The organism is Bacillus sp. FJAT-47783 (genome assembly GCF_022808615.1).
In the GTDB taxonomy this organism is placed as follows: Bacteria; Bacillota; Bacilli; order Bacillales; family Aeribacillaceae; genus Bacillus_BZ.
In genome coordinates, this window is sequence record NZ_JAKZKS010000022.1 from 37,194 (window position 1) to 59,162 (window position 21,969).

Here is a 21,969-nt window from a genome sequence, read left to right on the forward strand (position 1 = left end):
TTCGTCACAGCGAAAGATGAATACTTTGGACAAGATATATTGTAATATAATTTAAATGACTTATGTTACATTTTGTCTTGACAGAAAATGTTCATTTTCATCGAAAGTTATATCGTAAACCGTATAACAAAACAACCTTGAAGATGATACAATAATACAGAGATGTGTATAAGAGATGGAATCGCTCAGTTTTTTACTAGGGAGGAAAAAGAATGAAAGTGAAATTAGGGCTTGTTTACGGGGGGAAATCAGCGGAGCATCAAGTCTCTTTACAAACGGCTCTCGCTGTTATTAAAGCACTAGATGCTAATAAATTTGACATACATCCTATATATATTACAGAAGAAGGGCAGTGGATTCGCGGAAAGCAATTAACGGAACCGCCACAATCTGACAGGCAGCTTCGTTTACAAACAGGCGAAACGGAATTTGCGCCTGCTATGTTAAATCAACAGCTGTTCCCAGCAAAACAAACAGAAGGTCAGGAATCCCTAGATGTGATCTTTCCACTACTGCATGGACCGAATGGTGAGGACGGCACGATACAAGGAATGCTCGAAATCTTGAATGTTCCTTATGTAGGAAATGGTGTGCTTGCATCAGCAGCAGGCATGGACAAAGTCATCATGAAAAACTTATTTGCTCAAGCAAACTTAGCTCAAGCGAAATATGTTTCATTTATTCGTAGTGAATGGGAGTCGGATCGTGAAAGTGCTTATATAAAAGTAGAACAATCGTTAGGGTATCCGTGCTTTGTAAAACCAGCAAATTTAGGGTCAAGCGTCGGAATTAATAAAGCGAAAGATCGTGAAACGTTAATTCAAGCATTTGAAGAGGCGTTTGAATTCGATCGTAAAATCATCGTAGAAGAAGCGGTGGAAGGCCGAGAAATTGAAATTGGTGTGATCGGAAACGATGAACCAATATGTTCTGTTGTTGGTGAAATTGCTCCAAAGAAGGAGTTTTATGATTATAAAGCGAAATATGAAGATGGCGATACAGAGCTCATTATTCCTGCCGATGTAACGGAAGCAGAATATGAAAAAATAAAAGAAATGGCGATTCAAGCTTTTAAAGCGATAGATGGTGCGGGCCTTGTACGTGCAGACTTTTTCTTGAAAAAAGACGGAACGGCTCTCATTAATGAAGTGAATACAATGCCAGGCTTTACACCATTTAGCATGTTTCCATTGCTATGGAAGCATAGCGGTGTAACATACGATCAACTCATTGAAAAGCTTGTTCAGCTTGGTTTAGAACGCCATGAACAAAAACAACAAATTAAACATACATTTTAAAAATGAACGAATAAGGAACACTATTCCAATAGAAGAATAGTGTTTCTTTCTCTTAAGGAGTGGTACTAATGATTAAAAGGACGTTTCTTGATATTGTCAATATGGTCAATGGAACAACTAATCATCACCTGAATGTAGAAGTAGTAGGTGTTTCGACAGACTCTCGAAATATCATGGAAGGCAATTTGTTTGTTCCTCTAGTAGGGGACAATTTTAATGGTCATCAGTTTGTTGAGAATGCGTTTGAAAATGGCGCTGTCGCCACATTGTGGGCGAAAAATGAAGCAGGGGCACCTACAGATAAAGCGGTTATTTATGTTGAAGACACACTTGTCGCTCTTCAAACACTTGCTAAACAATACTTAAAGGAAGTAAATCCAAAGGTTGTCGGTATAACAGGCAGCAATGGAAAAACTACAACGAAAGATTTAGTTGGAGCGGTGCTCTCGACAACATATGTTGTACATAAAACGAAAGGGAACTTTAACAACCATATCGGACTTCCGCTAACCATTTTAAGTATGCCTGAACATACAGAAGTAGCGGTGTTAGAAATGGGGATGAGCGGTCAAGGGGAAATTGAATTATTATCTAAACTAGCAAAACCAGATGTCAGTGTCATCACGAATATTGGTGAATCTCACCTAATGGATTTAGGTTCAAGGGAAGCGATCGCAGAAGCAAAGTTAGAAATTGTAAAAGGACTTAAAAAAGATGGAATACTTATCTATTATGGAGATGAACCGTTATTACGTAACAATACCTTATCTATTCAAACAAAAACATTTGGTGAATCCAAACATAATGACCTGTATCCAATTTCCATATTGCATAAAGAAAATGGTGCAGAATTTACATGCAATGTGTTTGAAGGACAAACATTTTTCATTCCTATTTTAGGTCGACACAACGTTTTAAACGCATTAGCATCTATATCTGTCGCTGAAGTGCTCGGCATCGATGAAGAAAACATTAAAAAAGGGTTAAAAAATGTAGAATTAAGTAATATGCGACTTGAAATGGTCAAAACTAAAAAAGGTCTTTCCGTGATTAATGATGCTTATAATGCAAGTCCTACTTCGATGAAAGCAGCCATTCAATTAGTGAGAGATATGAAAGGGTTTGGACAAAAGATTTTAGTGCTAGGAGACATGCTTGAATTAGGAGAAAAAGAAGTAGAGTTCCATCAAGAAGTAGGGGAAGCGATTGAAGATTCAGGAGTTGCCCATTTATTTACGTTTGGAACGCTTGGAAAGGAAATTGCAAACGGTGCAAAGCCTTTTTTAGAGGATGAGCGAATTCATGTATTTACGAACAAAGAAGCCTTAATTGCAGAATTAAAGAAAATAACATCACCGAATGATGTTGTTTTAGTCAAAGCTTCCCGAGGTATGAAGTTAGAAGAAGTTGTTCATGCATTATGTGAAGATTAATGATTTGAAGGGAGTAATGCCTCATGATTGGTTGCCTTTGTGTACATGGTTTTACAGGGGGTCCATATGAGGTGGAGCCGTTAGCAGAACATTTAAAAAGGACGACGAATTGGGACATTCGTGTGCCAACGTTACCGGGGCATGGTGAGACACTTTCTCTAACTGGTGTGCGTTTTGAAGCGTGGATTGAACATGTTGAGAAAGAATTAGTTGATTTACTCAATCACACGGATCGGGTATATATGATTGGGTTTTCAATGGGAGGGTTAATCGCAGCCTATTTGTCAACTAAATATTCTGTATCTAAACTAGTTTTGCTAAGTGCTGCTGCTTATTATATGAATCCAGGGCAAATGTTTGCAGATATTAAAAAGATGATTCGAGATGGTGTTCAAGGATCGTTAACAGAAAACGAATTATTTAATCGGTATAAAAAGAAAATAAAGGAAACCCCGTTCAGTGCAACAGTTCAATTTCGGAAGCTTGTCCGATTTGTGAAACCTGCTTTAAAACAAGTTCAAGCTCCTACTTTAATTGTTCAAGGTGAACGAGACGGGATTGTTCCAGTTAAAAGTGCCCATTATTTATATGAGGTCATTCCGACAACAGAAAAAGAGCTTTGTTTTTTACCAATGTCGAAGCATCACGTATGTTATGGGGAGGATTTCCCCGTTCTCGTTAATCGAGTTGAATCGTTCTTGCAATCAAAAAAAGAGTCTGTAAGCGGAGTAAGGTAATGGAAAGATAACAAGGTGTTGTTGAAATACTGTGTTGAAAATGGTATGATTACACCTAGAGTGTACAATATTTGGAATCAACAATCCGCCCTTGGAAAGGGCTTTTCTTTTTAGCATATTGAGAAAGAGGTTATCTTCTACCACATAAGAATAGCTATTGCTTCATAAAATTTCCCTCATTTTAAGAGGGCTGTCGCCCCTTAGCTCTAGCGACCGGCTCTAACCTTCTGAACGGATTAAGTAAAGCACTAGCGGTTCTTGAGTGAGACACCGAAACAAATGTGCAAAAAAATATATTTTCTTTCAAAGAATTAGCTATAACTCTCCTTCAAATTACTTGGTGTATTATTCTGAAGCTTTCCGAATTTTAACTGTGTATGGAAATGGATTAGAAAAACAGCTGCTCACTCCGTAAGTCAGTTTTTCTAAACGATTATGGAGAGTGTTACTTTCCTTCGATATAATTGGCGGATAATTTTCAATTGTTAGCCACGGTGGTTTTGATGAGAACCTCGATTTTACACTTGTTTTAACGATACAATTTATTTTTTAAAAGGAGAATGAATACATTGACAAAAATGTTCGACCAATTTGAGTTAAGCCAGGATTTAATGAAATCCATTAAGAAGATGGGGTTTGAGGAAACGACGCCGATTCAAGCTCAAACCATTCCGTTAGCGTTAAATCATAAAGACGTGATCGGACAAGCACAAACAGGTACAGGAAAAACGGCGGCGTTTGGAATTCCGCTTGTGGAAAAAATTGATGTCCAAAGTGGATTTATTCAAGGAATTGTTATTGCTCCAACAAGAGAATTAGCCATTCAAGTATCTGAAGAGCTATATAAAATTGGTTACCATAAACGGACGCAAGTGCTATCTGTGTATGGTGGTCAAGATATTAATAGACAAATTCGTTCCTTAAAGAAACGTCCGCATATTATTGTTGGAACACCAGGAAGATTGCTTGATCATATTAAACGAAAAACTATTCGTTTAGACAATGTTCAAACAGTTGTTCTTGATGAAGCAGATGAAATGTTAAACATGGGCTTTATTGAAGATATTGAAGCGATTTTAGCAAACATTCCTGAGTCTAGACAAACATTGTTATTTTCTGCGACGATGCCTGGACCGATTAAAGCCATTGCAGAACGTTTTATGAATAACCCAGAGCATGTCAAAGTAAAGGCAAAAGAAGTAACGGTTCCAAACATTCAGCAATTTTATTTAGAAGTACCTGAGAAGAAGAAGTTTGATGTTCTGACAAGGTTATTAGATATTCAATCACCTGAATTAGCGATCGTTTTTGGAAGAACAAAGCGAAGAGTAGATGAGCTTTCAGAAGCGTTGAATATACGTGGATATTCCGCAGAAGGAATTCATGGTGATTTAACACAGGCAAAACGTATATCGGTTTTGCGAAAGTTTAAAGAAGGTTCTATTGATGTATTAGTTGCAACAGATGTAGCAGCACGCGGACTTGATATTTCAGGTGTTACGCACGTGTACAACTTTGATGTACCGCAAGATCCAGAGAGCTACGTGCACCGTATCGGAAGAACAGGACGTGCTGGTAAAACGGGAGTTGCGATGACGTTCATTACACCAAGAGAATTCGGGATCTTAGAAAATATTGAAAAGACAACGAAGCGTAAAATGGATAAAATGCGCCCACCTACACTTGATGAGGCGTTAGAAGGCCAGCAAAAAATTACAATTGAAAAATTACGATCCATGATCGAAAACGAAAATTTATCGATTTATAAAAATGCAGCTGAGGAACTTTTGGAACAATACGACTCTGTTTCTGTTCTAGCCGCTGCTATCAAAATGATGACGAAAGAACCTGATACAACACCAGTTAAATTAACTGCTGAACCACCAGCCCCTGCAAAAAAAGACAAAAAACGTTCTCAAATGAAACGTGACTTTAAAGGGAAAGGTGTCAAGAATAAAAGACAATCACAAAATCGCTCTAGTAGAGGAAATCGAAATGTTTCCTCATCCCGTTCAAGATAAGCATGCGGATATCCGCATGCTTTTCTTATAGTACACCAGAATTTATTCGCGAACTTGCGGATTTCTTTCATAATTTGTTGATGCTTTTCATAACTTGCGTCAAAACCAATGCAACTTGCGGATACAGTCAATGAAACGAGATTTTACCGTAAAAATCCGTCTTCTTGAAACTTTCCATTTGTTGTAATCGTATATAAATTGGGGGAAATACTCCCCGTATATAATGATTAGAAGAGGAGGGGTTGAATGAGAGAATTGCCAATGAATCGGCTAAGTCCAAAGGCATTGTCGGTTTTTCGCATAAATGCTGCGATAAGTAGTGGAATATTATTTATCATTTTTGTTGCATTAACGGTACTTATATTTATTTTCGATTGGCCGAAATGGATTATACCTATACTAGCCGTGATTCTCATTATTTATATCGCGCTCATGGTCATGTACGTTCCGAAAGTTCGATTGAAAATGTGGCGCTATGAAGTGAATCAACATGAAATTGAACTGCAATACGGAGTGTTTGTTATTAAACGTATCTTAATTCCAATGGTTCGTGTACAGCACGTTGATACGTCCCAAGGTCCTATTTTAAGAAAATATAACCTAGCTACTGTAACGATTTCATCTGCAGCAACTGAACATGAAATACCGGCACTAGAAGAAGATGAAGCCGATCAATTACGCAACTATATTTCTCAGCTTGCGAGGGAGGCAAAGGAAGATGTTTGAACCACGTCACCTTCATCCAGTGGCGGTTATCATCCGTCTTTTTAAAATGATTAAAGAATTGATCGCCACCATCCTTATACTTTTAGTCGGTTTTCCATATAAAGAATATGCTTACCTTGGAATTGCAGGGATTGTCTTGATTCTGATCATTTTAAGTATTCTCCACTGGTGGAAATATACATATCGGATTGAAGAAAATGAGTTTCGTGTGGAACATGGCATTTTCATTAAGAAAAAAAGATATGTTCCGATTGAACGAATTCAAACAATCCATGTAAGTGCTGGAATAATCCAGCGTATATTTGGGTTAGTCAAGCTGCAAGTAGAAACGGCCGGCGGATCAGAAGATGCAGAGATTGAACTATCCGCGATTCATGGACGTGATGCGGAGCAGATACAAACATTGTTACGTGAAAAGAAACATAACTTGTTAGCTAATTCCGATTCATTAGAATTTATAGAAGAAACGTCTAAGCAGATCATTTATAACATTAGCCCAAAGCAACTTCTCATCACAGCAGCGACTTCAAGTGGAATTGGGATTGCTCTCTCGATTTTAGCTTTCTTTTCCCAGTTTGACGAGTTATTTGCACTTGATAAATTGTATGAAAAACTAGTTGAACGAATCGAAATATTATCGAATGAAGGAGTCACTGCAATCATCCTAATGGTTGTTCTCTTATTGCTCGTTGCTTGGGGAATCAGTATTATTGGCGTTGTATTGAAATTTGCCCATTTTTCAGTTGAATTAGAAGATGACCAACTCATCATTTCAAGAGGTTTGTTAGAAAAGCAAAAAGTTACGGTACCTATAGAACGGATACAAGCAATCCAAATTATAGAAAATCCACTAAGACAATGTATTGGCTATGCGACTGTTTTAATTGATACAGCAGGGAACTCAACGGATGAAGGGATTGGCACGATGCTGTTTCCACTCATTGAAAAAAAGCGAATAAAAGAGACAATCGAACGTTTTATGGATGTAACCATCCAACATGAAGTACATAGATTGCCACGTAGAGCGTTACCGCGTATTTGGATAAAAAAATTATTGTGGGCGTTTGTACTCATCATCCCATTATGTATTTTTTTACAGCCGTGGGGATACCTTTCCCTTGTACTCATTCCGGCGGTTGTGATTTTAGGATATTTTCAATATCGCGATGGCGGGTGGAATATTCATGAAAATGAGTTGACTTTATCCTTTCGACGTCTTAGCAAAACAACGGTCATAATGGAACGAAAACGAATTCAATCCATTGAGATGAGCTCATCATTTTTTCAAAGAAGAAAACGTTTAGCGACAATTTCGAGCTCCGTCATGTCTGGATTTTTAGGTAGTCACTTTTCAGTCGCAGAATTAGATGATCAAGACGCGATCAAGATAGTTGAATGGTTCTCAAAGACTAAACGAGAAGAAGACAGCTAATCAAAATAAAGAAGCATAGGAGTAGCCTATACTTGCTCCTTGCTTCTTTTTATTCGGTGATTCTATAAAGCAATAACATAAAAAAGAGAAAAATCAATATGATCAGGAAACTTTATGTTTATTATCAATGATTGAAGCTGTTCTTTTTGATAAATAAAGGCGTTACGGCAAAACCGGCAATTAAGCCTGATAAATGGGCGACAACATTTGTATTTGGACTTAAAAAGGTCATGACTAAACCGATAAAGAGAATTGTTAAAATGAGTTGTGCATGACGTTTATCCATATAGCGTTGACGATAAAAGGCCATAAATACATACATACCAAATAATCCATAAATCGCGCCAGATGCTCCTACGTGTATATAATAAGCTGGTTCGATGATAAATGTAGCGATATTAGCCACAATCCCCGTTATTAAGTAAACGAGGGCAAACTTTGCACTTTTTAAAATTCGTTCGAGAGGCGGGGCGAAAAGGATTAAGGCGATTGTATTAAAAAGCAAGTGTGAAAAAGAAGCATGAAGGAAAATGGGGGAAGCTAATCGCCACCATTCTCCTGCTTCAATCCCTCCATTATAACCACTAAGTAAACCGAATAATAAGGTGAAAAACGGATAAGGGATTTGTAACATTCCCCATAAAATGACTTGTATAAAGCAAATGGCTGTTACAATAGGGTATAAATGAATAAAAGTTTTAAAGTCTTCATTTCGAGTAAACATATAACAGCTCCTTTAAGGTGGACAAGATCATTTCTTTATTAACTTGTATGAACGAAAAAGGTAAAATAGTACAAGAAAAGGAAAAAGGTGAAAAGGTATGATTGCAGGGATTGGACTCGATATTGTTGAGTTAGATCGAATAGCTGAAATTATAAAGAGGAATCCAAAGTTTATTCATCGGGTATTAACAGTAAATGAACAAAATCGTCTCTCCCAACTATCAGAAACACGGAAAGTAGAATATGTAGCAGGCCGATTTGCGGTAAAAGAAGCTTTTAGCAAAGCACTTGGAACAGGAATTGGCGAACAATTAAGCTTTTTAGATATCGAAGTTTTAAACGATGAGCTTGGAAAACCTGTTTTGAAACAAAATGTGACAAAACATACCGTTCATGTAACGATTTCACATAGTAGGCAATTTGCTGTTGCCCAAGTAATTATCGAAATGATTGAATGCTAGTCTGCATAAATGGCTTCCTTGTCTCATATATTTTTAGTGCGATAAGGGAGACAAGTCAATGACGCCTTTTAAAACGAGAAACAGGCTGTGCTGTCTGAAAGAACAGAAAAAGGCTAATTGATGGAAAAACAACTCCCATTTAACGTCATTTGAGACAAAGGGGTTGAAAAAACTTGAGGAGAGGTTTAGCTTTATCGGTCATTTTATTGCTATTCATCGGAGTTCTCGCTGCATGTGGAGGGAAATCTCAAGAAGACATTACGAATTCACTAAATAAAAAAGTTGAAGATCTAAAAGGGTACAAAGCGGATGCGAAAATGACAATTCAAACCGGGGAGGAACCACAAGTATATGAGGTGGCAATTTGGCATAAAAAACCGGACTATTACCGAGTAGCATTAAAAAATGCTAGTAAAGAACAAAGCCAAATTATTCTCCGAAATGATGATGGAGTTTTTGTATTAACACCTGCCCTAAATAAGAGCTTCCGTTTTCAAAGTGAATGGCCGCAAAACAGCAGTCAAGCATACTTGTACGAATCTTTAGTAAAAGATGTAAAACAAGATTCGGAGGCTACGTTCCAAGCTGTTGAAAAATCTTACGTTTTTGAGACGAAGACGAATTATCAAAACAGTAATATGCTCCCATATCAAGAAATCACATTTAATAAGGATTTATCGCCAAAAGGTGTCAAGGTCATGGATGTAGATAAAAATCCACTTGTCACTGTTGAGTTTTCGAATTTTGAAATCGACCCGAAATTTGATCAAAATGCATTCGATATGGAGAAAAACATGTCTAATGCCCAAGTGGATATTCCGACATTAGCACAGCCGGATGAAGAGAAGTTTGCCGTGATGTATCCGCTTGAAGACAAACTGCCGATGGGAGTCACTTTAAAGCAAGAAAAAGAAGTGATAACAGATAATGGTAAACGAGTTGTTTTAACATATAGTGGAGATGATCGCTCCTTTACACTAATTCAAGAACGCTCGGAAGTCGCTCCTGTCACAGCTTCAGAGTTTGTTAGTGGTGAACCGGTTGATCTCGGTTTTACGGTTGGAGCACTTACAGAAAACTCTATTTCGTGGACATATGATGGGGTTGACTACATGCTTGCTTCAAGTGAATTAACGCAAGATGAAATGGTTACAATCGCACAATCAGTCCAAGCGCAGGCAGGGAAATAACTTTTGATCGAGCGGTGTGATCCCCGCTCGATTTTTCTCTTTTTTTAGAAGGGCTCTTTATTGCTCAATTGCCGACAGTTACGACCCTAATCAAAATATGTTCTCTACAATGACAAAAAAATCATGGTAAAATGAAGTATAAAAACATTCGTACAATTATAATAGAGGATGGGGACATAGATGAACAAGTATTATCGAGATACGTGGGCAGAAGTAAACTTAGATCATATTGAAGCGAATGTTCGATCGCTAAAGAGGCATTTACCTGAGGAAACAGCCATTATAGCTGTTGTAAAAGCAAACGCTTACGGTCACGGTGATGTTGAAGTGGCCAATGCTGCACTGAGAGCGGGTGCTTCAAGACTTGCCGTTGCTTTTTTAGATGAAGCGCTTGCACTACGCGAGAAGGGAGTAACGGTACCTATTCTTGTGATGGGGGCAGCTAGACCAAGTGATATAGGCATTGCCGCTAAACATCATATTGCATTAACAGCTTATTCGATTGATTGGCTAAAGCAAGCTGGGAGCTATGACACAAAAGAGAGCGTTCCTATTCATATTAAATTAGATACTGGGATGGGCAGGCTTGGTGTTAAACAACGTGATGAGCTAGAAGAAGTGCTAACTTTTATAGAGAAGCATCCATCTTTTTGTTTAGAAGGAGTTTTTACTCATTTTGCTACAGCAGATGAGAAAGATAAAACGTACTTTGACAAGCAATATGAACGATTCCTTGAATTAATAGAACACGTTAATCAAAAAAATGTCATCATTCATTGTGCAAATAGTGCTACGAGCTTACGCTTTCCAAAAAAAGTGTTCAATGCTGTACGCTTTGGAATTTCTATGTATGGACTAGCACCTTCTGCTGACATTGTGGACGAGATACCTTTCGCATTAAAAGAGGCTTTCTCTTTACATTCATCCATTGTTCATATTAAAAAAATGAAAAAAGGTGAAAAAATCAGCTATGGCGCCACTTATACAGCAAATGAAGATGAATGGATTGGAACAGTACCTATTGGGTATGCTGACGGATGGATTCGTCGGTTATCGGGTTTCGAAGTGTTAGTAGAGGGAGAACGCGTACCAATTGTCGGTCGAATTTGTATGGACCAGCTTATGATAAAGCTTCATAAGAAACAGCCGCTCGGAACAAAAGTAACGCTTATCGGTACACAAAATGGTCAAACTATTTCCGTTGATGAAGTTGCCAAAAGGCTAGATACCATTAATTATGAGGTCCCGTGTATGATTGGTTGGCGAGTACCTCGTATCTTTTTAAAAAACGGGCGTATAATGGAAGTGAGAAATTCGCTACTATAAATTCTTTTTTTATGAATAAAAAAATCCATAAATTGTCGATAATAGTGGAGAAATCAATAAAAATGGCTTTAATTCACCAAGTATAAGTGATATTATTGAAGGTGGAATAGAGAATGGCTGTGTAGATCGGTGGAGGTGTATGTTTGTGTCTGAATCCAGCGCAACAACAGAAATTTTAGTTCGGTTACCGCAAACACTCGTATCTGAAATTGATGGTTTAGCGAAACAAGAAAACGGGAATAGAAATGACCTTATTTATCAAGCCACAAAAATGTATTTACGCGAACGTAAAAAGCGACAAATTCGTGAATCGATGAGACGTGGATATATGGAAATGGCAAAAATTAATTTAAACATCGCTTCCGAAGCATTTTTGGCTGAATATGAAGCGGACCATACCGTTGAACGTTTAGTAAGCGGGGGGTAATCATTTGATTGTAAAACGAGGCGACGTTTATTTTGCTGACTTATCCCCTGTTGTTGGTTCCGAGCAAGGAGGCGTTCGTCCAGTTTTAATTATTCAAAACGACATTGGAAATCGTTTCAGTCCTACGGTTATAGTTGCGGCTATCACGGCTCAAATTCAAAAGGCAAAGCTGCCTACGCATGTTGAAATTGACGCCAAACGGTACGGTTTTGAACGTGATTCAGTTATTTTGCTCGAGCAAATTAGAACCATTGATAAACAAAGGTTAACTGATAAAATTACACACTTAGATGACGAAATGATGGATAAAGTAGATGAGGCCTTGCAAATAAGCTTAGGACTTATCGACTTTTAATGCACTCATAATATATGTATCACTAGTTGCCAACGTATGTGGCAACTTTTTTTTATTTTTGTAACAATTCTTTACGATTGTTATGAGAAAATGTCCAGTACGAATTTGAAAAGGTATAATAAGAGAAAGAATTTTTTATAAATGGAGGAGGAGTTGAAAATGGGAGAGAGTGGACTTAACTCAATACCAACCTTTATCGAGATGAATCGGGAGGAAATTTTACAAGAATGGATTGAACAATTGTTTGAAGAAAAAGAACAATATTCAAACACGGTAACAGAGCAAGTTTTTGTTAATATTGCGAATGAGTATGTAAACATATTAAATACATATTATTTTACTCCAGATCAAGACATTTCGGATAAAGCACATGAGTTGTCGCAAAAGCTCGTTCAAGCTGGTTGGCCGATTCATATGGTAACGAGAAGCTTAAATAGTTTTGAACGAATTGTTTTTCAAAAGATGGCTGAAAAGGAAACGGCAGAACGACATGTAGATCTTTTATGGTATATTGAACAAACTGTCTCCCCAATTAATGCAGAGCTTCTTCAGCAATATACAGCGTCATATGAGCGTACCATTAGTTTGCAAAAAATTGCACTTCAAGAATTATCCGCTCCATTAATTCCGGTGTTTGAGCATATTACGGTGATGCCATTAGTCGGTACAATTGATACAGACCGAGCGAAGCGTATAATGGAAAATTTACTTAACGGTGTGGTGAAATATCGTTCTGAAGTCGTCTTGATTGATATTACTGGTGTTCCAGTAGTCGATACGATGGTGGCACATCATATCATTCAAGCAGCGGAGGCGGTTAGACTAGTTGGGGCAAAATGTCTATTAGTTGGTATTCGCCCAGAGATTGCCCAGACAATCGTTAACTTAGGGATAGATTTGAACAAAATTACAACGAAAAACACGCTCTTAAAAGGAATTGAAGCCGCATTAGCGATGACGAATCGGAAAATTGTTGAAATGGGGGTTGAATAATGTATATTCAAAGAATTCCAATCTTGAAGCTGTATAATTGTTTGCTCGTCTCCATCCAATTGGAGCTTGATGATAAGACAGCGTTGCAGTTTCAAGAGGATTTACTAAAAAAAATACATACAACAGGTGCTAGAGGAGTTGCAATTGATTTAACTTCTGTAGAAGTCATTGATTCATTTATTGCCAAAATATTAGGTGATGTGATTAGCATGTCGAAATTAATGGGGGCAAAGGTTGTTCTAACGGGCATTCAGCCGGCTGTGGCCATCACATTAATTGAGCTAGGGATTGAACTAGAGGATGTTCAAACGGCTTTAGATTTAGAGAAGGGATTAGAGCGACTGCAACGGGAGTTAGGGGATAGCCAATGACCAACAAATCTTGTGTGAAAATTGTGACCGAATGGGACATTGTGGCAGCCCGTCAATTAGGTCGAAACGTGGCAAAGGAGCTAGGTTTTGGTTCTGTGGATCAAGCAAGAATTACGACTGCAATAAGTGAATTAGCAAGAAATATTTATTTATATGCTGAAGAGGGCCAAATATGTATTGAAAAGATAAAAAATCTCGGGAAAAGTGGAATGAAAATAACAGCAAAAGATAAAGGTCCTGGAATTACCGATATTCGTAAAGTGATGGAAGATGGCTTTTCCACGTCCGGGGGCTTAGGAGCTGGTCTCCCAGGGGTGAAGCGATTAATGGACGAATTTGATATTATTTCTCAAATTGGTGAAAGTACAGAAGTGACGGTTATCAAATGGCTTCGTTAGGAGGAGCTAACTTATGAAAGATAAAAAAGACATTTTAGCTATATATAAAGATTTAGTAAGTTCTTATATAGACAATAGAACGGAAGAAGCATTATACGAAGGGCAAAAATTTAGTCGGCATATTATTGAACATCAAATTCCACCTGATGAAATCGTTAGTATGCACAAAAAAATAACAGAGGAATTATTTCCTAATTTACCACCATCTCTATTTCATTCATTAGACTTTTTATTGGAAGTGATGATTGGTTACGGATTAGCCTATCAGGAGCATCAATCTTTACGTGATCAGCAACAGGAATTGAAGTCAGAAATTGAGATTGCTGCAAATGTTCAGCAAACATTACTAGAAACAGAAGTTCCTACTTTAGATTGTTTAGATATCGGTGTTAAAAGTGTCCCGGCAAAAATAATGAATGGGGATTACTATCATTTTGTTCAAGATGACGATATCGTAAGTGTAGCAATTGCGGATGTTATTGGAAAAGGGATACCGGCAGCCTTATGTATGTCGATGATTAAATACGCGATGGATAGCTTGCCTGAATCACGTAAAAGTCCAAGTCGTGTTTTAGAGAACTTAAACAGCGTTGTTGAACAAAATGTAGATTCTAACATGTTTATTACGATGTTTTTCGGTATGTACAATGCGGCAAATCATACTTTTACTTATTCGTCTGCTGGTCATGAACCTGGTTTTTATTTTTCGGCAAAAGACGATACCTTTTATGATTTGAGAACAAAAGGACTCGTTTTAGGGATTAATCGACATATTCAATACCGACAGTACGAAAAGTCATTACAAGCTGGTGATTTTATCGTCCTTCTTTCCGATGGAGTAACAGAAACGAGGACAAAGGATGGATTTGTAGAACGCAGTACGGTTACGGAAGCTATTCGAAAATATATGCATTTATCCGCTCAAGAATGTGTGGAGCATGTTTACAATGAATTTGAAAGAATGCAAGATTTTGAGCTTCAGGATGACTTTACATTCATTCTATTGCGTCGAAAGGTTTAATTTTCGTGACAGCAGGGTAAATGTTATAGAAAGAAATGAGTCCTTTTAGGTGGAGGGATCGTTTATGAATTTAGCCATTGATATAAACGAAAAGATGAACCAAATACATGTACAATTGTCAGGAGAAATTGATGCTTATACTGCTCCTAAATTAAAAGAAGAACTATATCCGTTTGCAGAAAAAGAGAATGCTTGCATCATCATATGCTTGAAGGATGTCGGTTATATGGATAGTACGGGATTAGGTGTTTTTGTTGGTTTGTTGAAATCTGTTCGAAAACGAAATGGTCAATTAACATTAACTGGATTATCTAACAGATTAGAGAGGTTGTTTACCATTACTGGATTAAGTGACATCATCAACATTACAACAAATGCGGTAGGTGAAAACGAATGACAAATAAGGATTACGTAGAAATGAAGATTCCTGCCAAACCTGAATTTATTGGTGTTGTTCGCTTAACCGTATCCGGTATCGCAAGTCGAATGGGCTTTACTTATGACGAAATTGAAGATTTAAAAGTGGCAACGAGTGAAGCGTGTACAAATGCCGTTAAACATGCCTACGAAGAGGAAGTGGGTGAAATAGTCATTGGGTTTAGGATGAATGAGGATCGTTTAGAAATTATGGTAGCCGATAACGGAAAAAGCTTTGAGTTCCCAAACCTTAAGGAACAACTTGGGCCATATTCTCCTTCTGTTCCGATAGAAGAATTGAATGAAGGAGGGTTAGGGCTATTTTTAATTGATACGCTAATGGACGAGGTTAAAGTACACGCAGAATCTGGTGTAACCGTCTTTATGACTAAGTTATTAAATGAGGAGAGAATAGACAATGACGCCATTATCTCCAAAACAGAAACGAAGTAAAGAAGAGATTAACGAGCTCATTTGTCTGTATCAAGAAAAAGAAGATCAAAAGGCCCAAGAAATCCTCGTCAAGCATTATGAAAACCTGGTTCGATCTTTAGCAAAAAAATATGTGAATGGTAAAGATTTCTTAGAAGATTTAATACAAGTCGGAATGGTTGGTTTGCTAGGAGCGATTCATCGATACGATTCGTCCATTGGGAAACCATTTGAAGCATTTGCGATTCCGACAATTGTAGGTGAAATGAAGCGGTATTTGCGTGATAAAACGTGGAGTATCCATGTTCCTCGGCGTATTAAAGAACTCGGTCCTAAAATTAAAGTAGCTGTAGATGAATTAACAAATGAACTTCAACGTTCACCTAAGGTAAACGAAATTGCAACATATGTTGACGCCTCAGAGGAAGAAGTATTGGAAGCGATGGAAATGGGGAGAAGCTATCAAGCGCTTTCTGTCGATCATAAGATGGAGGCGGATTCCGATGGAAGTGCTGTTACGATACTAGATGTGATCGGACAGCAGGAGCAAGGTTACGAACATATTAACCAAAAATTAACATTGGAGAGCGTTTTACATGTTCTAACAAGTCGTGAGCGGCAAATTATTGAACATCTATTTTTTCAAAATAGAAGTCAGAGGGAAACAGGGGAATTGTTAGGGATATCGCAAATGCATGTATCACGCTTACAGCGGCGCGCTATCGAAAAACTTCGTAGAGCTGCAAGAATAGATAAGACGGAGACATCTTCATGTTTCAAATAGAAGCAACAAAGTATATTCGAGCGTTCGCCTATCAGGCTGAAAAAATGGGGAATGTTTATTGCGGTGATTGTTTTTATATGCTCGCGACAGATTGTTATTTTATCTGTGTCATTGCAGATGGCCTCGGTAGTGGAAAAGCAGCATATGAATCATCATCTGCCATTTGTAGAATGGTAGAGAAGTATCAAGAAGAAGATTTGTCGACATTGTTATCTAAGTGTAATGAAGGGATGAAAAACAAACGGGGAGCAACGGTTTCGCTTTTAAAAGTAGACTTTTTAAAGCGTGAATGCGTGTATAGCTCTGTTGGCAACATTCGCTTTACGCTCTATTCCCCTTCTAATCAATTTATTTACCCGTTACCTGTCGGTGGTTATTTATCTGGTAAACCACAAAAGTATCGCATTCATACATTTGCTTATGAACAAGGTTCTACATTTATCCTATATTCAGATGGCCTTAAATTACCTATGAGTAGATCGCTATTGAAACAATACCACACAGTGGAAGAAATCACGAAAAACTTAGAACAGTATATACCGCTCCGTACGGATGATTTAACTTATGTTGTTGGGCAATTACTTTAACGGACTGTGCGAATTGAAGTACAGTCTCTATTTTTTTGATGTGAATCTTTTGTTCAAGTAAAGCATTTGGTAAAATGTTGACATATTTGAAAATGAGCTGGAGGACGAAAAATGGATCTGCAACTAAACATTTTAAAGGCTATTAGTGAAGAATTAACGATTTCGCTTACAAAAATAGAAAATGTCATTCGCCTACTTAATGAAGGGAATACGGTTCCGTTTATTGCACGTTACCGAAAGGAACAAACGGGTGCGCTAGATGAAGTACAAATTCGTGCTATCGAAGAACGATGGATGTATATGCAAAATTTAGAAGCGCGAAAAGAAGAGGTCATTCGATTAATTAGCGAGCAGAATAAACTAACCGATGAGTTGAAGAAAAAAATACTTGTGGCAACAAAACTGCAACAAGTTGAAGATTTGTATCGTCCGTACCGACAAAAAAGAAGAACGAAGGCAACGATTGCGAAAGAAAAAGGGCTCGAACCACTTGCAAAGTGGGTATTTTCGCTTCCAAAGTCTGGGGATATAGAGGGAGAAGCGACCAAATATATTGATGCAGAAAAAGAGCTTAATCAAATTGACGATGTTTTAAATGGAGCGAACGATATTGTAGCAGAGTGGATTTCAGACGATGCTACGATACGCCAATATATAAGGGAGAAAACGTTCAAAAAAGGAAGAATTACTTCAGTAATTAAAAATGTAGAAAAAGATGAGAATAAAGTTTATGAAATGTATTATGAATATGAAGAACCGATTTCTAAAATTGTACCACATCGAATATTAGCGATGAATCGCGGGGAAAAAGACGGTGTATTAAAAATATCCATAGAACCGCCTGTCGATGAACTATTAGCATATATCGAAAGGAAGCTAATAAAAACCGAAACAGTTGTGAAGGATTTAATGATTAAATCTATTGAAGATGCTTATAAACGATTGATTGAACCATCGATTGAGCGCGAAATACGTAAAGAATTAACAGAAAGTGCAGAAGAAAGAGCGATACATATCTTTTCTGAAAACTTACGAAAACTTTTATTACAGCCGCCGCTAAAAGGTAAAATGGTACTAGGTGTTGACCCTGCGTATCGGACTGGGTGTAAGTTGGCGGTTGTAAATGATACTGGGAAATTGCTTTCCATCGATGTCATTTATCCACATCCGCCAAAAAATGAATATGAAAAGGCAAAACAGAAATTTAAGGATGTTTTACTAACGTATGATATCGAAGTCATTGCGATTGGGAATGGAACAGCTTCTCGTGAAACCGAACAATTTGTAGCAGATGTTATTAAAGAGCTTAATAAAGACGTGTATTATTTAATCGTTAATGAAGCGGGAGCGAGTGTTTATTCTGCATCTGATTTAGCTCGTGAAGAATTTCCAGAATTACAAGTAGAAGAACGAAGCGCTGTATCGATTGCAAGGCGGTTACAAGACCCGCTTGCTGAGCTCGTGAAAATCGATCCAAAGTCCGTTGGAGTTGGGCAATATCAACATGATGTTTCGCAAAAACGACTTTCAGAATCGTTAACTTTTGTCGTAGAAACGGTTGTTAACCAAGTTGGAGTCAACGTAAATACAGCATCTCCGGCATTATTACAGTATGTTTCCGGCTTAAGTAAAACGGTAGCAAATAATATTGTGAAGCGCCGAGAAGAAATAGGGAAATTCGTGAATCGAAAACAGTTAAAAGATATCCCTCGTCTCGGTGCAAAAACATTTGAACAATGTATAGGATTTTTACGTATTGTTGATGGGGAGCATTTACTAGACCGAACAAGTATTCATCCTGAAAGTTATCCTGATGTTGAGAAATTATTAAATAGTCTCTCTTTTACAACAGAAGATTTAGGATCCCAGCCTTTAAAAGAATCTTTACAAAAACTCGATATGAAGGAAACTTCTAAACAATTGGGAATTGGTGAATATACATTAAAAGACATTTGTGATGCTCTTATTCGACCAGAACGTGACCCTCGTGATGAAGTACCAAAACCGTTACTAAAGAAAGATGTATTACAATTAGAAGATTTAAAGCGTGGAATGGAAATGCAAGGTACTGTTCGAAATGTTGTTGATTTTGGCGCATTTATTGATATTGGCGTTAAACAAGACGGCCTTGTGCACATTTCAAAATTAAGTAAAAACTTTGTGAAGCACCCGCTTGATGTCGTTTCAGTTGGAGATATTGTAACCGTATGGGTAGATTCGGTTGATGTCCAAAAAGGAAGAGTTGCTTTAACCATGATTCAAGAATAAGGAATGAACACTGCTTTTTACGGGCAGTGTTTTTTTCTGTAAAAATACCAACATTGATTAAGAAGTTTAATTTGATAGCGATCTTTTTGATAAAAAGCGCGCATCATCTGATTTTTAAGCCATGTAGGCATTGTTTATACCTCCTGAACTTATATAATGGAGTATGGTACTATTTAATATATGTGTTCAAATGTTGTCCCGTGTGAGGATTCTGAAGAAGGTGTCGAATTGTGAACAATATCGAATTACAACAGTTAGTTGAAAATATATCTTTATCATCATTCGGAAAGCCCTTTAACCATTCAGCGTATTTTAATAATCGTTTACGAACGACAGGTGGGCGATATTTATTGCAAAGTCATCATATCGAAATTAACCCAAAGTATTATGAAGCCTTTGGATTCGAAGAGTTAGAAGGGATTATTAAACATGAGCTTTGCCATTATCACTTACATATAGAGGGTAAGGGTTATCAGCACCGGGATCGTGATTTTAAATCATTGCTTCAAAAAGTAAACGCACCAAGATTTTGCTCGCCCATCCCTAAAAATAAAGCAACTAGAAAACGATATGTGTATGGTTGTAAACAATGTTCACAGCAATTTGTTCGATACAAAAGAATGGATACAAAAAGATATGTCTGTGGGAAATGTAATGGGAAAATAAATTTGTTAAAAGAGGTTGACTAACATCAGGGTTGTATGATAAATTGTAAAAGCCGTCGTCATTACGATAGGTAAACAGAAAGTGAATATTTAACGATCATAAAAATCTTGACAAAATTGACTTGGATCATTAAAATGAAGGAAGTCGCAAGAAGTTATTCCGCAGTAGCTCAGTGGTAGAGCATTCGGCTGTTAACCGAACGGTCGTAGGTTCGAATCCTACCTGCGGAGCCATATGGAGAAGTACTCAAGTGGCTGAAGAGGCGCCCCTGCTAAGGGTGTAGGTCGCGTAAGCGGCGCGAGGGTTCAAATCCCTCCTTCTCCGCCATATAGGGCCCGTTGGTCAAGTGGTTAAGACACCGCCCTTTCACGGCGGTAACACGGGTTCGAATCCCGTACGGGTCATCATATTTTATTCTTAATGGGAAGTTATCGAACTTCCCATTAAGTAACTGGAGGATTAGCTCAGCTGGGAGAGCACTTGCCTTACAAGCAAGGGGTCGGCGGTTCGATCCCGTCATCCTCCACCATTATGAATATTGGTCCCGTGGTGTAGCGGTTAACATGCCTGCCTGTCACGCAGGAGATCGCGGGTTCGATTCCCGTCGGGACCGCCATTAAAAAAATAATTTTGTTCTTGACTTTTCGATTGATACTTGTTACTATAGATTTTGTTGTCCTTTGGGAAGTATAGTTGTTAAGATGGTTTTTTTGAGACTTGTATTGATAAGTTAATGAATAAACCATACAAACAATTTTGAAATATTAAAGCTTCTTAATTAAGGATATCTTTAAAAGAAAGTGTATATCAAGTGATTTACCTGTTCTTGAAGTTTTCCGAAGAAGCTAATTCATTAGAAGGAGTTAGCTCGAGAGGCTATTTCAAAGATATATTTCCATGATGTTATTTCATTGGGCTATAGCCAAGCGGTAAGGCAACGGACTTTGACTCCGTGATGCGCTGGTTCGAATCCAGCTAGCCCAGCCATCTTTTGAGCCATTAGCTCAGTTGGTAGAGCACGATCGAGTAAACTACGAAGCGATGCATCAGCGCACAAATCGAGACGCTTCTTGAATAAGCTTTCTGAGATTTGGGTGTCTAATACAAGCGAGTAAATAAAGTTTACATTATCCCACTATTATATGAGCCATTAGCTCAGTTGGTAGAGCATCTGACTTTTAATCAGAGGGTCGGAGGTTCGAGTCCTCCATGGCTCACCATTTGTTTTTAATATTTTTTTACTCTGTTTTCATTAATGCGGGTGTGGCGGAATTGGCAGACGCGCTAGACTTAGGATCTAGTGCCGTATGGCGTGGGGGTTCAAGTCCCTCCACCCGCACCATATTTGCGGTAGTGGCGGAATGGCAGACGCGCTAGGTTGAGGGCCTAGTGGGGGATAACCCCGTGGAGGTTCGAGTCCTCTCTACCGCATTGAGAAAATAAATATAAAAAGTTGTTGACAAACAAATTGAAATACGTTAGGATATAATACGTTGCTAAAAAACAAATTAAGCGCCCGTAGCTCAATTGGATAGAGCGTTTGACTACGGATCAAAAGGTTAGGGGTTCGACTCCTCTCGGGCGCGCCATACCTCCGGGAAGTAGCTCAGCTTGGTAGAGCACATGGTTTGGGACCATGGGGTCGCAGGTTCGAATCCTGTCTTCCCGACCAGTCGAAGGTATGCGGGTGTAGTTTAGTGGTAAAACCTCAGCCTTCCAAGCTGATGTCGTGGGTTCGATTCCCATCACCCGCTCCAAATTATCATTTTTGAAAACTGATCTTTGAAAACTAAACAAAACCAAGCGTTTCTGTTAATTCTATTTATTTTATGAGCAAGTCAAACTTTTATTGGAGAGTTTGATCCTGGCTCAGGACGAACGCTGGCGGCGTGCCTAATACATG

Annotated in this window: 23 protein-coding genes and 12 tRNA genes; 33 read left to right on the forward strand and 2 right to left on the reverse strand. The window is 38.0% G+C overall.

Annotated features, from left to right (window positions below; translation table 11 throughout):
* Nucleotides 1-212 precede the first annotated feature (212 nt).
* The 6 genes from MLD65_RS14195 to MLD65_RS14220 all read left to right on the forward strand — a co-directional run bounded on the left by MLD65_RS14195 (nt 213) and on the right by MLD65_RS14220 (nt 7,647).
* Nucleotides 213-1,298: a D-alanine--D-alanine ligase gene (locus tag MLD65_RS14195; RefSeq protein ID WP_243292522.1), complete on the forward strand. Its 1,086-nt coding sequence runs from the start codon at nt 213-215 to the stop codon at nt 1,296-1,298.
* A 68-nt stretch (nt 1,299-1,366) separates the two neighbouring features.
* A complete protein-coding gene (locus MLD65_RS14200; RefSeq protein ID WP_243292523.1) occupies nt 1,367-2,731 on the forward strand; it encodes a UDP-N-acetylmuramoyl-tripeptide--D-alanyl-D-alanine ligase in 1,365 nt (454 codons plus the stop codon).
* A gap of 23 nt (nt 2,732-2,754) precedes the next feature.
* Entirely contained in the window at nt 2,755-3,468 is a 714-nt protein-coding gene (locus MLD65_RS14205; RefSeq protein ID WP_243292524.1) for an alpha/beta hydrolase, read from the forward strand.
* A gap of 569 nt (nt 3,469-4,037) precedes the next feature.
* On the forward strand, nt 4,038-5,489 hold the full coding sequence (gene cshA / locus MLD65_RS14210) for a degradosome RNA helicase CshA (protein WP_481748532.1): 1,452 nt from the start codon (nt 4,038-4,040) through the stop codon (nt 5,487-5,489).
* Between the two features lie 246 nt (nt 5,490-5,735).
* Nucleotides 5,736-6,215, forward strand: coding sequence for a PH domain-containing protein (locus MLD65_RS14215; protein WP_243292526.1), 480 nt, complete (start codon nt 5,736-5,738; stop codon nt 6,213-6,215).
* Nucleotides 6,208-7,647, forward strand: a complete 1,440-nt coding sequence (locus tag MLD65_RS14220; RefSeq protein ID WP_243292527.1) for a PH domain-containing protein — start codon at nt 6,208-6,210, stop codon at nt 7,645-7,647. Before MLD65_RS14215 ends, MLD65_RS14220 begins: the two co-directional genes overlap by 8 nt.
* A 124-nt stretch (nt 7,648-7,771) precedes the next feature.
* Here MLD65_RS14220 and MLD65_RS14225 read toward each other — a convergent pair whose 3' ends face one another.
* A complete protein-coding gene (locus MLD65_RS14225) occupies nt 7,772-8,371 on the reverse strand; it encodes a rhomboid family intramembrane serine protease (protein WP_243292528.1) in 600 nt (199 codons plus the stop codon).
* A 97-nt stretch (nt 8,372-8,468) separates the two neighbouring features.
* Between MLD65_RS14225 and acpS the strand changes: the two genes are divergently transcribed.
* The 14 genes from acpS to MLD65_RS14295 all read left to right on the forward strand — a co-directional run bounded on the left by acpS (nt 8,469) and on the right by MLD65_RS14295 (nt 19,400).
* Nucleotides 8,469-8,831 (forward strand): holo-ACP synthase, encoded by a 363-nt coding sequence (gene acpS, locus MLD65_RS14230; protein ID WP_243292529.1) that lies wholly within the window; start codon nt 8,469-8,471, stop codon nt 8,829-8,831.
* A gap of 173 nt (nt 8,832-9,004) precedes the next feature.
* Nucleotides 9,005-10,021 (forward strand): LolA family protein, encoded by a 1,017-nt coding sequence (locus MLD65_RS14235; RefSeq protein WP_243292530.1) that lies wholly within the window; start codon nt 9,005-9,007, stop codon nt 10,019-10,021.
* Nucleotides 10,022-10,201: 180 nt separating this feature from the next.
* The gene (alr, locus tag MLD65_RS14240) at nt 10,202-11,347 is read left to right on the forward strand and encodes an alanine racemase (RefSeq protein WP_243292531.1); all 1,146 of its coding nucleotides are present in this window, start codon (nt 10,202-10,204) and stop codon (nt 11,345-11,347) included.
* Nucleotides 11,348-11,492: 145 nt separating this feature from the next.
* Nucleotides 11,493-11,774 (forward strand): CopG family ribbon-helix-helix protein, encoded by a 282-nt coding sequence (locus tag MLD65_RS14245; protein ID WP_243292532.1) that lies wholly within the window; start codon nt 11,493-11,495, stop codon nt 11,772-11,774.
* Between the two features lie 4 nt (nt 11,775-11,778).
* Nucleotides 11,779-12,129 carry a type II toxin-antitoxin system endoribonuclease NdoA gene (ndoA, locus tag MLD65_RS14250; RefSeq protein ID WP_035404386.1) on the forward strand — a complete coding sequence of 117 codons (351 nt, stop codon included), beginning with the start codon at nt 11,779-11,781 and terminating at the stop codon, nt 12,127-12,129.
* 159 nt (nt 12,130-12,288) lie between these two features.
* Nucleotides 12,289-13,122 carry an STAS domain-containing protein gene (locus MLD65_RS14255; protein WP_243292533.1) on the forward strand — a complete coding sequence of 278 codons (834 nt, stop codon included), beginning with the start codon at nt 12,289-12,291 and terminating at the stop codon, nt 13,120-13,122.
* Nucleotides 13,122-13,493, forward strand: coding sequence for an STAS domain-containing protein (locus MLD65_RS14260; protein ID WP_243292534.1), 372 nt, complete (start codon nt 13,122-13,124; stop codon nt 13,491-13,493). Before MLD65_RS14255 ends, MLD65_RS14260 begins: the two co-directional genes overlap by 1 nt.
* Nucleotides 13,490-13,891 carry an anti-sigma regulatory factor gene (locus tag MLD65_RS14265; RefSeq protein ID WP_243292535.1) on the forward strand — a complete coding sequence of 134 codons (402 nt, stop codon included), beginning with the start codon at nt 13,490-13,492 and terminating at the stop codon, nt 13,889-13,891. Before MLD65_RS14260 ends, MLD65_RS14265 begins: the two co-directional genes overlap by 4 nt.
* Before the next feature lie 13 nt (nt 13,892-13,904).
* Nucleotides 13,905-14,912, forward strand: a complete 1,008-nt coding sequence (locus MLD65_RS14270) for a PP2C family protein-serine/threonine phosphatase (RefSeq protein ID WP_243292536.1) — start codon at nt 13,905-13,907, stop codon at nt 14,910-14,912.
* 64 nt (nt 14,913-14,976) lie between these two features.
* A complete protein-coding gene (locus tag MLD65_RS14275) occupies nt 14,977-15,309 on the forward strand; it encodes an anti-sigma factor antagonist (RefSeq protein WP_243292537.1) in 333 nt (110 codons plus the stop codon).
* Complete coding sequence (gene rsbW, locus MLD65_RS14280) at nt 15,306-15,782, forward strand: anti-sigma B factor RsbW (protein WP_243292538.1); 477 nt, start codon at nt 15,306-15,308, stop codon at nt 15,780-15,782. Before MLD65_RS14275 ends, rsbW begins: the two co-directional genes overlap by 4 nt.
* A complete protein-coding gene (sigB, locus tag MLD65_RS14285; RefSeq protein ID WP_243292539.1) occupies nt 15,748-16,545 on the forward strand; it encodes an RNA polymerase sigma factor SigB in 798 nt (265 codons plus the stop codon). The genes rsbW and sigB overlap by 35 nt, the downstream gene beginning before the upstream one ends.
* The gene (locus MLD65_RS14290) at nt 16,533-17,132 is read left to right on the forward strand and encodes a PP2C family serine/threonine-protein phosphatase (protein WP_243292540.1); all 600 of its coding nucleotides are present in this window, start codon (nt 16,533-16,535) and stop codon (nt 17,130-17,132) included. Before sigB ends, MLD65_RS14290 begins: the two co-directional genes overlap by 13 nt.
* Nucleotides 17,133-17,243: 111 nt before the next feature.
* Nucleotides 17,244-19,400, forward strand: a complete 2,157-nt coding sequence (locus tag MLD65_RS14295; protein ID WP_243292541.1) for a Tex family protein — start codon at nt 17,244-17,246, stop codon at nt 19,398-19,400.
* A 17-nt stretch (nt 19,401-19,417) separates the two neighbouring features.
* Here the strand turns inward: MLD65_RS14295 and cmpA are convergent, their stop codons facing one another.
* Nucleotides 19,418-19,531 carry a cortex morphogenetic protein CmpA gene (gene cmpA / locus MLD65_RS14300; protein ID WP_243292542.1) on the reverse strand — a complete coding sequence of 38 codons (114 nt, stop codon included), beginning with the start codon at nt 19,529-19,531 and terminating at the stop codon, nt 19,418-19,420.
* A gap of 99 nt (nt 19,532-19,630) precedes the next feature.
* On the opposite strand from cmpA, the gene MLD65_RS14305 reads away from it, so the two are divergent.
* The 13 genes from MLD65_RS14305 to MLD65_RS14365 all read left to right on the forward strand — a co-directional run bounded on the left by MLD65_RS14305 (nt 19,631) and on the right by MLD65_RS14365 (nt 21,823).
* The gene (locus tag MLD65_RS14305; RefSeq protein WP_243292543.1) at nt 19,631-20,089 is read left to right on the forward strand and encodes a SprT family protein; all 459 of its coding nucleotides are present in this window, start codon (nt 19,631-19,633) and stop codon (nt 20,087-20,089) included.
* Between the two features lie 135 nt (nt 20,090-20,224).
* Nucleotides 20,225-20,299, forward strand: a tRNA-Asn gene (locus tag MLD65_RS14310).
* A gap of 3 nt (nt 20,300-20,302) precedes the next feature.
* Nucleotides 20,303-20,393, forward strand: a tRNA-Ser gene (locus tag MLD65_RS14315).
* Between the two features lie 5 nt (nt 20,394-20,398).
* A tRNA-Glu gene (locus MLD65_RS14320) sits at nt 20,399-20,470 on the forward strand.
* A 49-nt stretch (nt 20,471-20,519) separates the two neighbouring features.
* Nucleotides 20,520-20,595 (forward strand) — tRNA-Val (locus MLD65_RS14325).
* 11 nt (nt 20,596-20,606) lie between these two features.
* Nucleotides 20,607-20,682: transfer RNA gene (locus MLD65_RS14330), tRNA-Asp, on the forward strand.
* Between the two features lie 296 nt (nt 20,683-20,978).
* Nucleotides 20,979-21,053: transfer RNA gene (locus MLD65_RS14335), tRNA-Gln, on the forward strand.
* Nucleotides 21,054-21,210: 157 nt separating this feature from the next.
* Nucleotides 21,211-21,286, forward strand: a tRNA-Lys gene (locus MLD65_RS14340).
* Between the two features lie 37 nt (nt 21,287-21,323).
* A tRNA-Leu gene (locus MLD65_RS14345) sits at nt 21,324-21,408 on the forward strand.
* A gap of 5 nt (nt 21,409-21,413) precedes the next feature.
* A tRNA-Leu gene (locus MLD65_RS14350) sits at nt 21,414-21,497 on the forward strand.
* Nucleotides 21,498-21,578: 81 nt separating this feature from the next.
* Nucleotides 21,579-21,655: transfer RNA gene (locus tag MLD65_RS14355), tRNA-Arg, on the forward strand.
* Between the two features lie 6 nt (nt 21,656-21,661).
* Nucleotides 21,662-21,738: transfer RNA gene (locus tag MLD65_RS14360), tRNA-Pro, on the forward strand.
* Between the two features lie 11 nt (nt 21,739-21,749).
* Nucleotides 21,750-21,823: transfer RNA gene (locus tag MLD65_RS14365), tRNA-Gly, on the forward strand.
* Nucleotides 21,824-21,969 lie beyond the last annotated feature (146 nt).

What these genes read in the sequence shown, in the direction of transcription:
- MLD65_RS14290 (WP_243292540.1), top strand. Translation starts at nt 16,533, where the DNA reads ATGTTTCAAATAGAAGCAACAAAGTATATTCGAGCGTTCGCCTATCAG.
- rsbW (WP_243292538.1), top strand. Translation starts at nt 15,306, where the DNA reads ATGACAAATAAGGATTACGTAGAAATGAAGATTCCTGCCAAACCTGAA.
- MLD65_RS14215 (WP_243292526.1), top strand. Translation starts at nt 5,736, where the DNA reads ATGAGAGAATTGCCAATGAATCGGCTAAGTCCAAAGGCATTGTCGGTT.
- alr (WP_243292531.1), top strand. Translation starts at nt 10,202, where the DNA reads ATGAACAAGTATTATCGAGATACGTGGGCAGAAGTAAACTTAGATCAT.
- MLD65_RS14205 (WP_243292524.1), top strand. Translation starts at nt 2,755, where the DNA reads ATGATTGGTTGCCTTTGTGTACATGGTTTTACAGGGGGTCCATATGAG.
- MLD65_RS14295 (WP_243292541.1), top strand. Translation starts at nt 17,244, where the DNA reads ATGGATCTGCAACTAAACATTTTAAAGGCTATTAGTGAAGAATTAACG.
- MLD65_RS14260 (WP_243292534.1), top strand. Translation starts at nt 13,122, where the DNA reads ATGTATATTCAAAGAATTCCAATCTTGAAGCTGTATAATTGTTTGCTC.
- MLD65_RS14275 (WP_243292537.1), top strand. Translation starts at nt 14,977, where the DNA reads ATGAATTTAGCCATTGATATAAACGAAAAGATGAACCAAATACATGTA.
- acpS (WP_243292529.1), top strand. Translation starts at nt 8,469, where the DNA reads ATGATTGCAGGGATTGGACTCGATATTGTTGAGTTAGATCGAATAGCT.
- MLD65_RS14225 (WP_243292528.1), bottom strand. Translation starts at nt 8,371, where the DNA reads ATGTTTACTCGAAATGAAGACTTTAAAACTTTTATTCATTTATACCCT.
- MLD65_RS14220 (WP_243292527.1), top strand. Translation starts at nt 6,208, where the DNA reads ATGTTTGAACCACGTCACCTTCATCCAGTGGCGGTTATCATCCGTCTT.
- MLD65_RS14270 (WP_243292536.1), top strand. Translation starts at nt 13,905, where the DNA reads ATGAAAGATAAAAAAGACATTTTAGCTATATATAAAGATTTAGTAAGT.
- cmpA (WP_243292542.1), bottom strand. Translation starts at nt 19,531, where the DNA reads ATGCCTACATGGCTTAAAAATCAGATGATGCGCGCTTTTTATCAAAAA.
- sigB (WP_243292539.1), top strand. Translation starts at nt 15,748, where the DNA reads ATGACGCCATTATCTCCAAAACAGAAACGAAGTAAAGAAGAGATTAAC.
- MLD65_RS14195 (WP_243292522.1), top strand. Translation starts at nt 213, where the DNA reads ATGAAAGTGAAATTAGGGCTTGTTTACGGGGGGAAATCAGCGGAGCAT.
- MLD65_RS14200 (WP_243292523.1), top strand. Translation starts at nt 1,367, where the DNA reads ATGATTAAAAGGACGTTTCTTGATATTGTCAATATGGTCAATGGAACA.
- MLD65_RS14265 (WP_243292535.1), top strand. Translation starts at nt 13,490, where the DNA reads ATGACCAACAAATCTTGTGTGAAAATTGTGACCGAATGGGACATTGTG.
- MLD65_RS14255 (WP_243292533.1), top strand. Translation starts at nt 12,289, where the DNA reads ATGGGAGAGAGTGGACTTAACTCAATACCAACCTTTATCGAGATGAAT.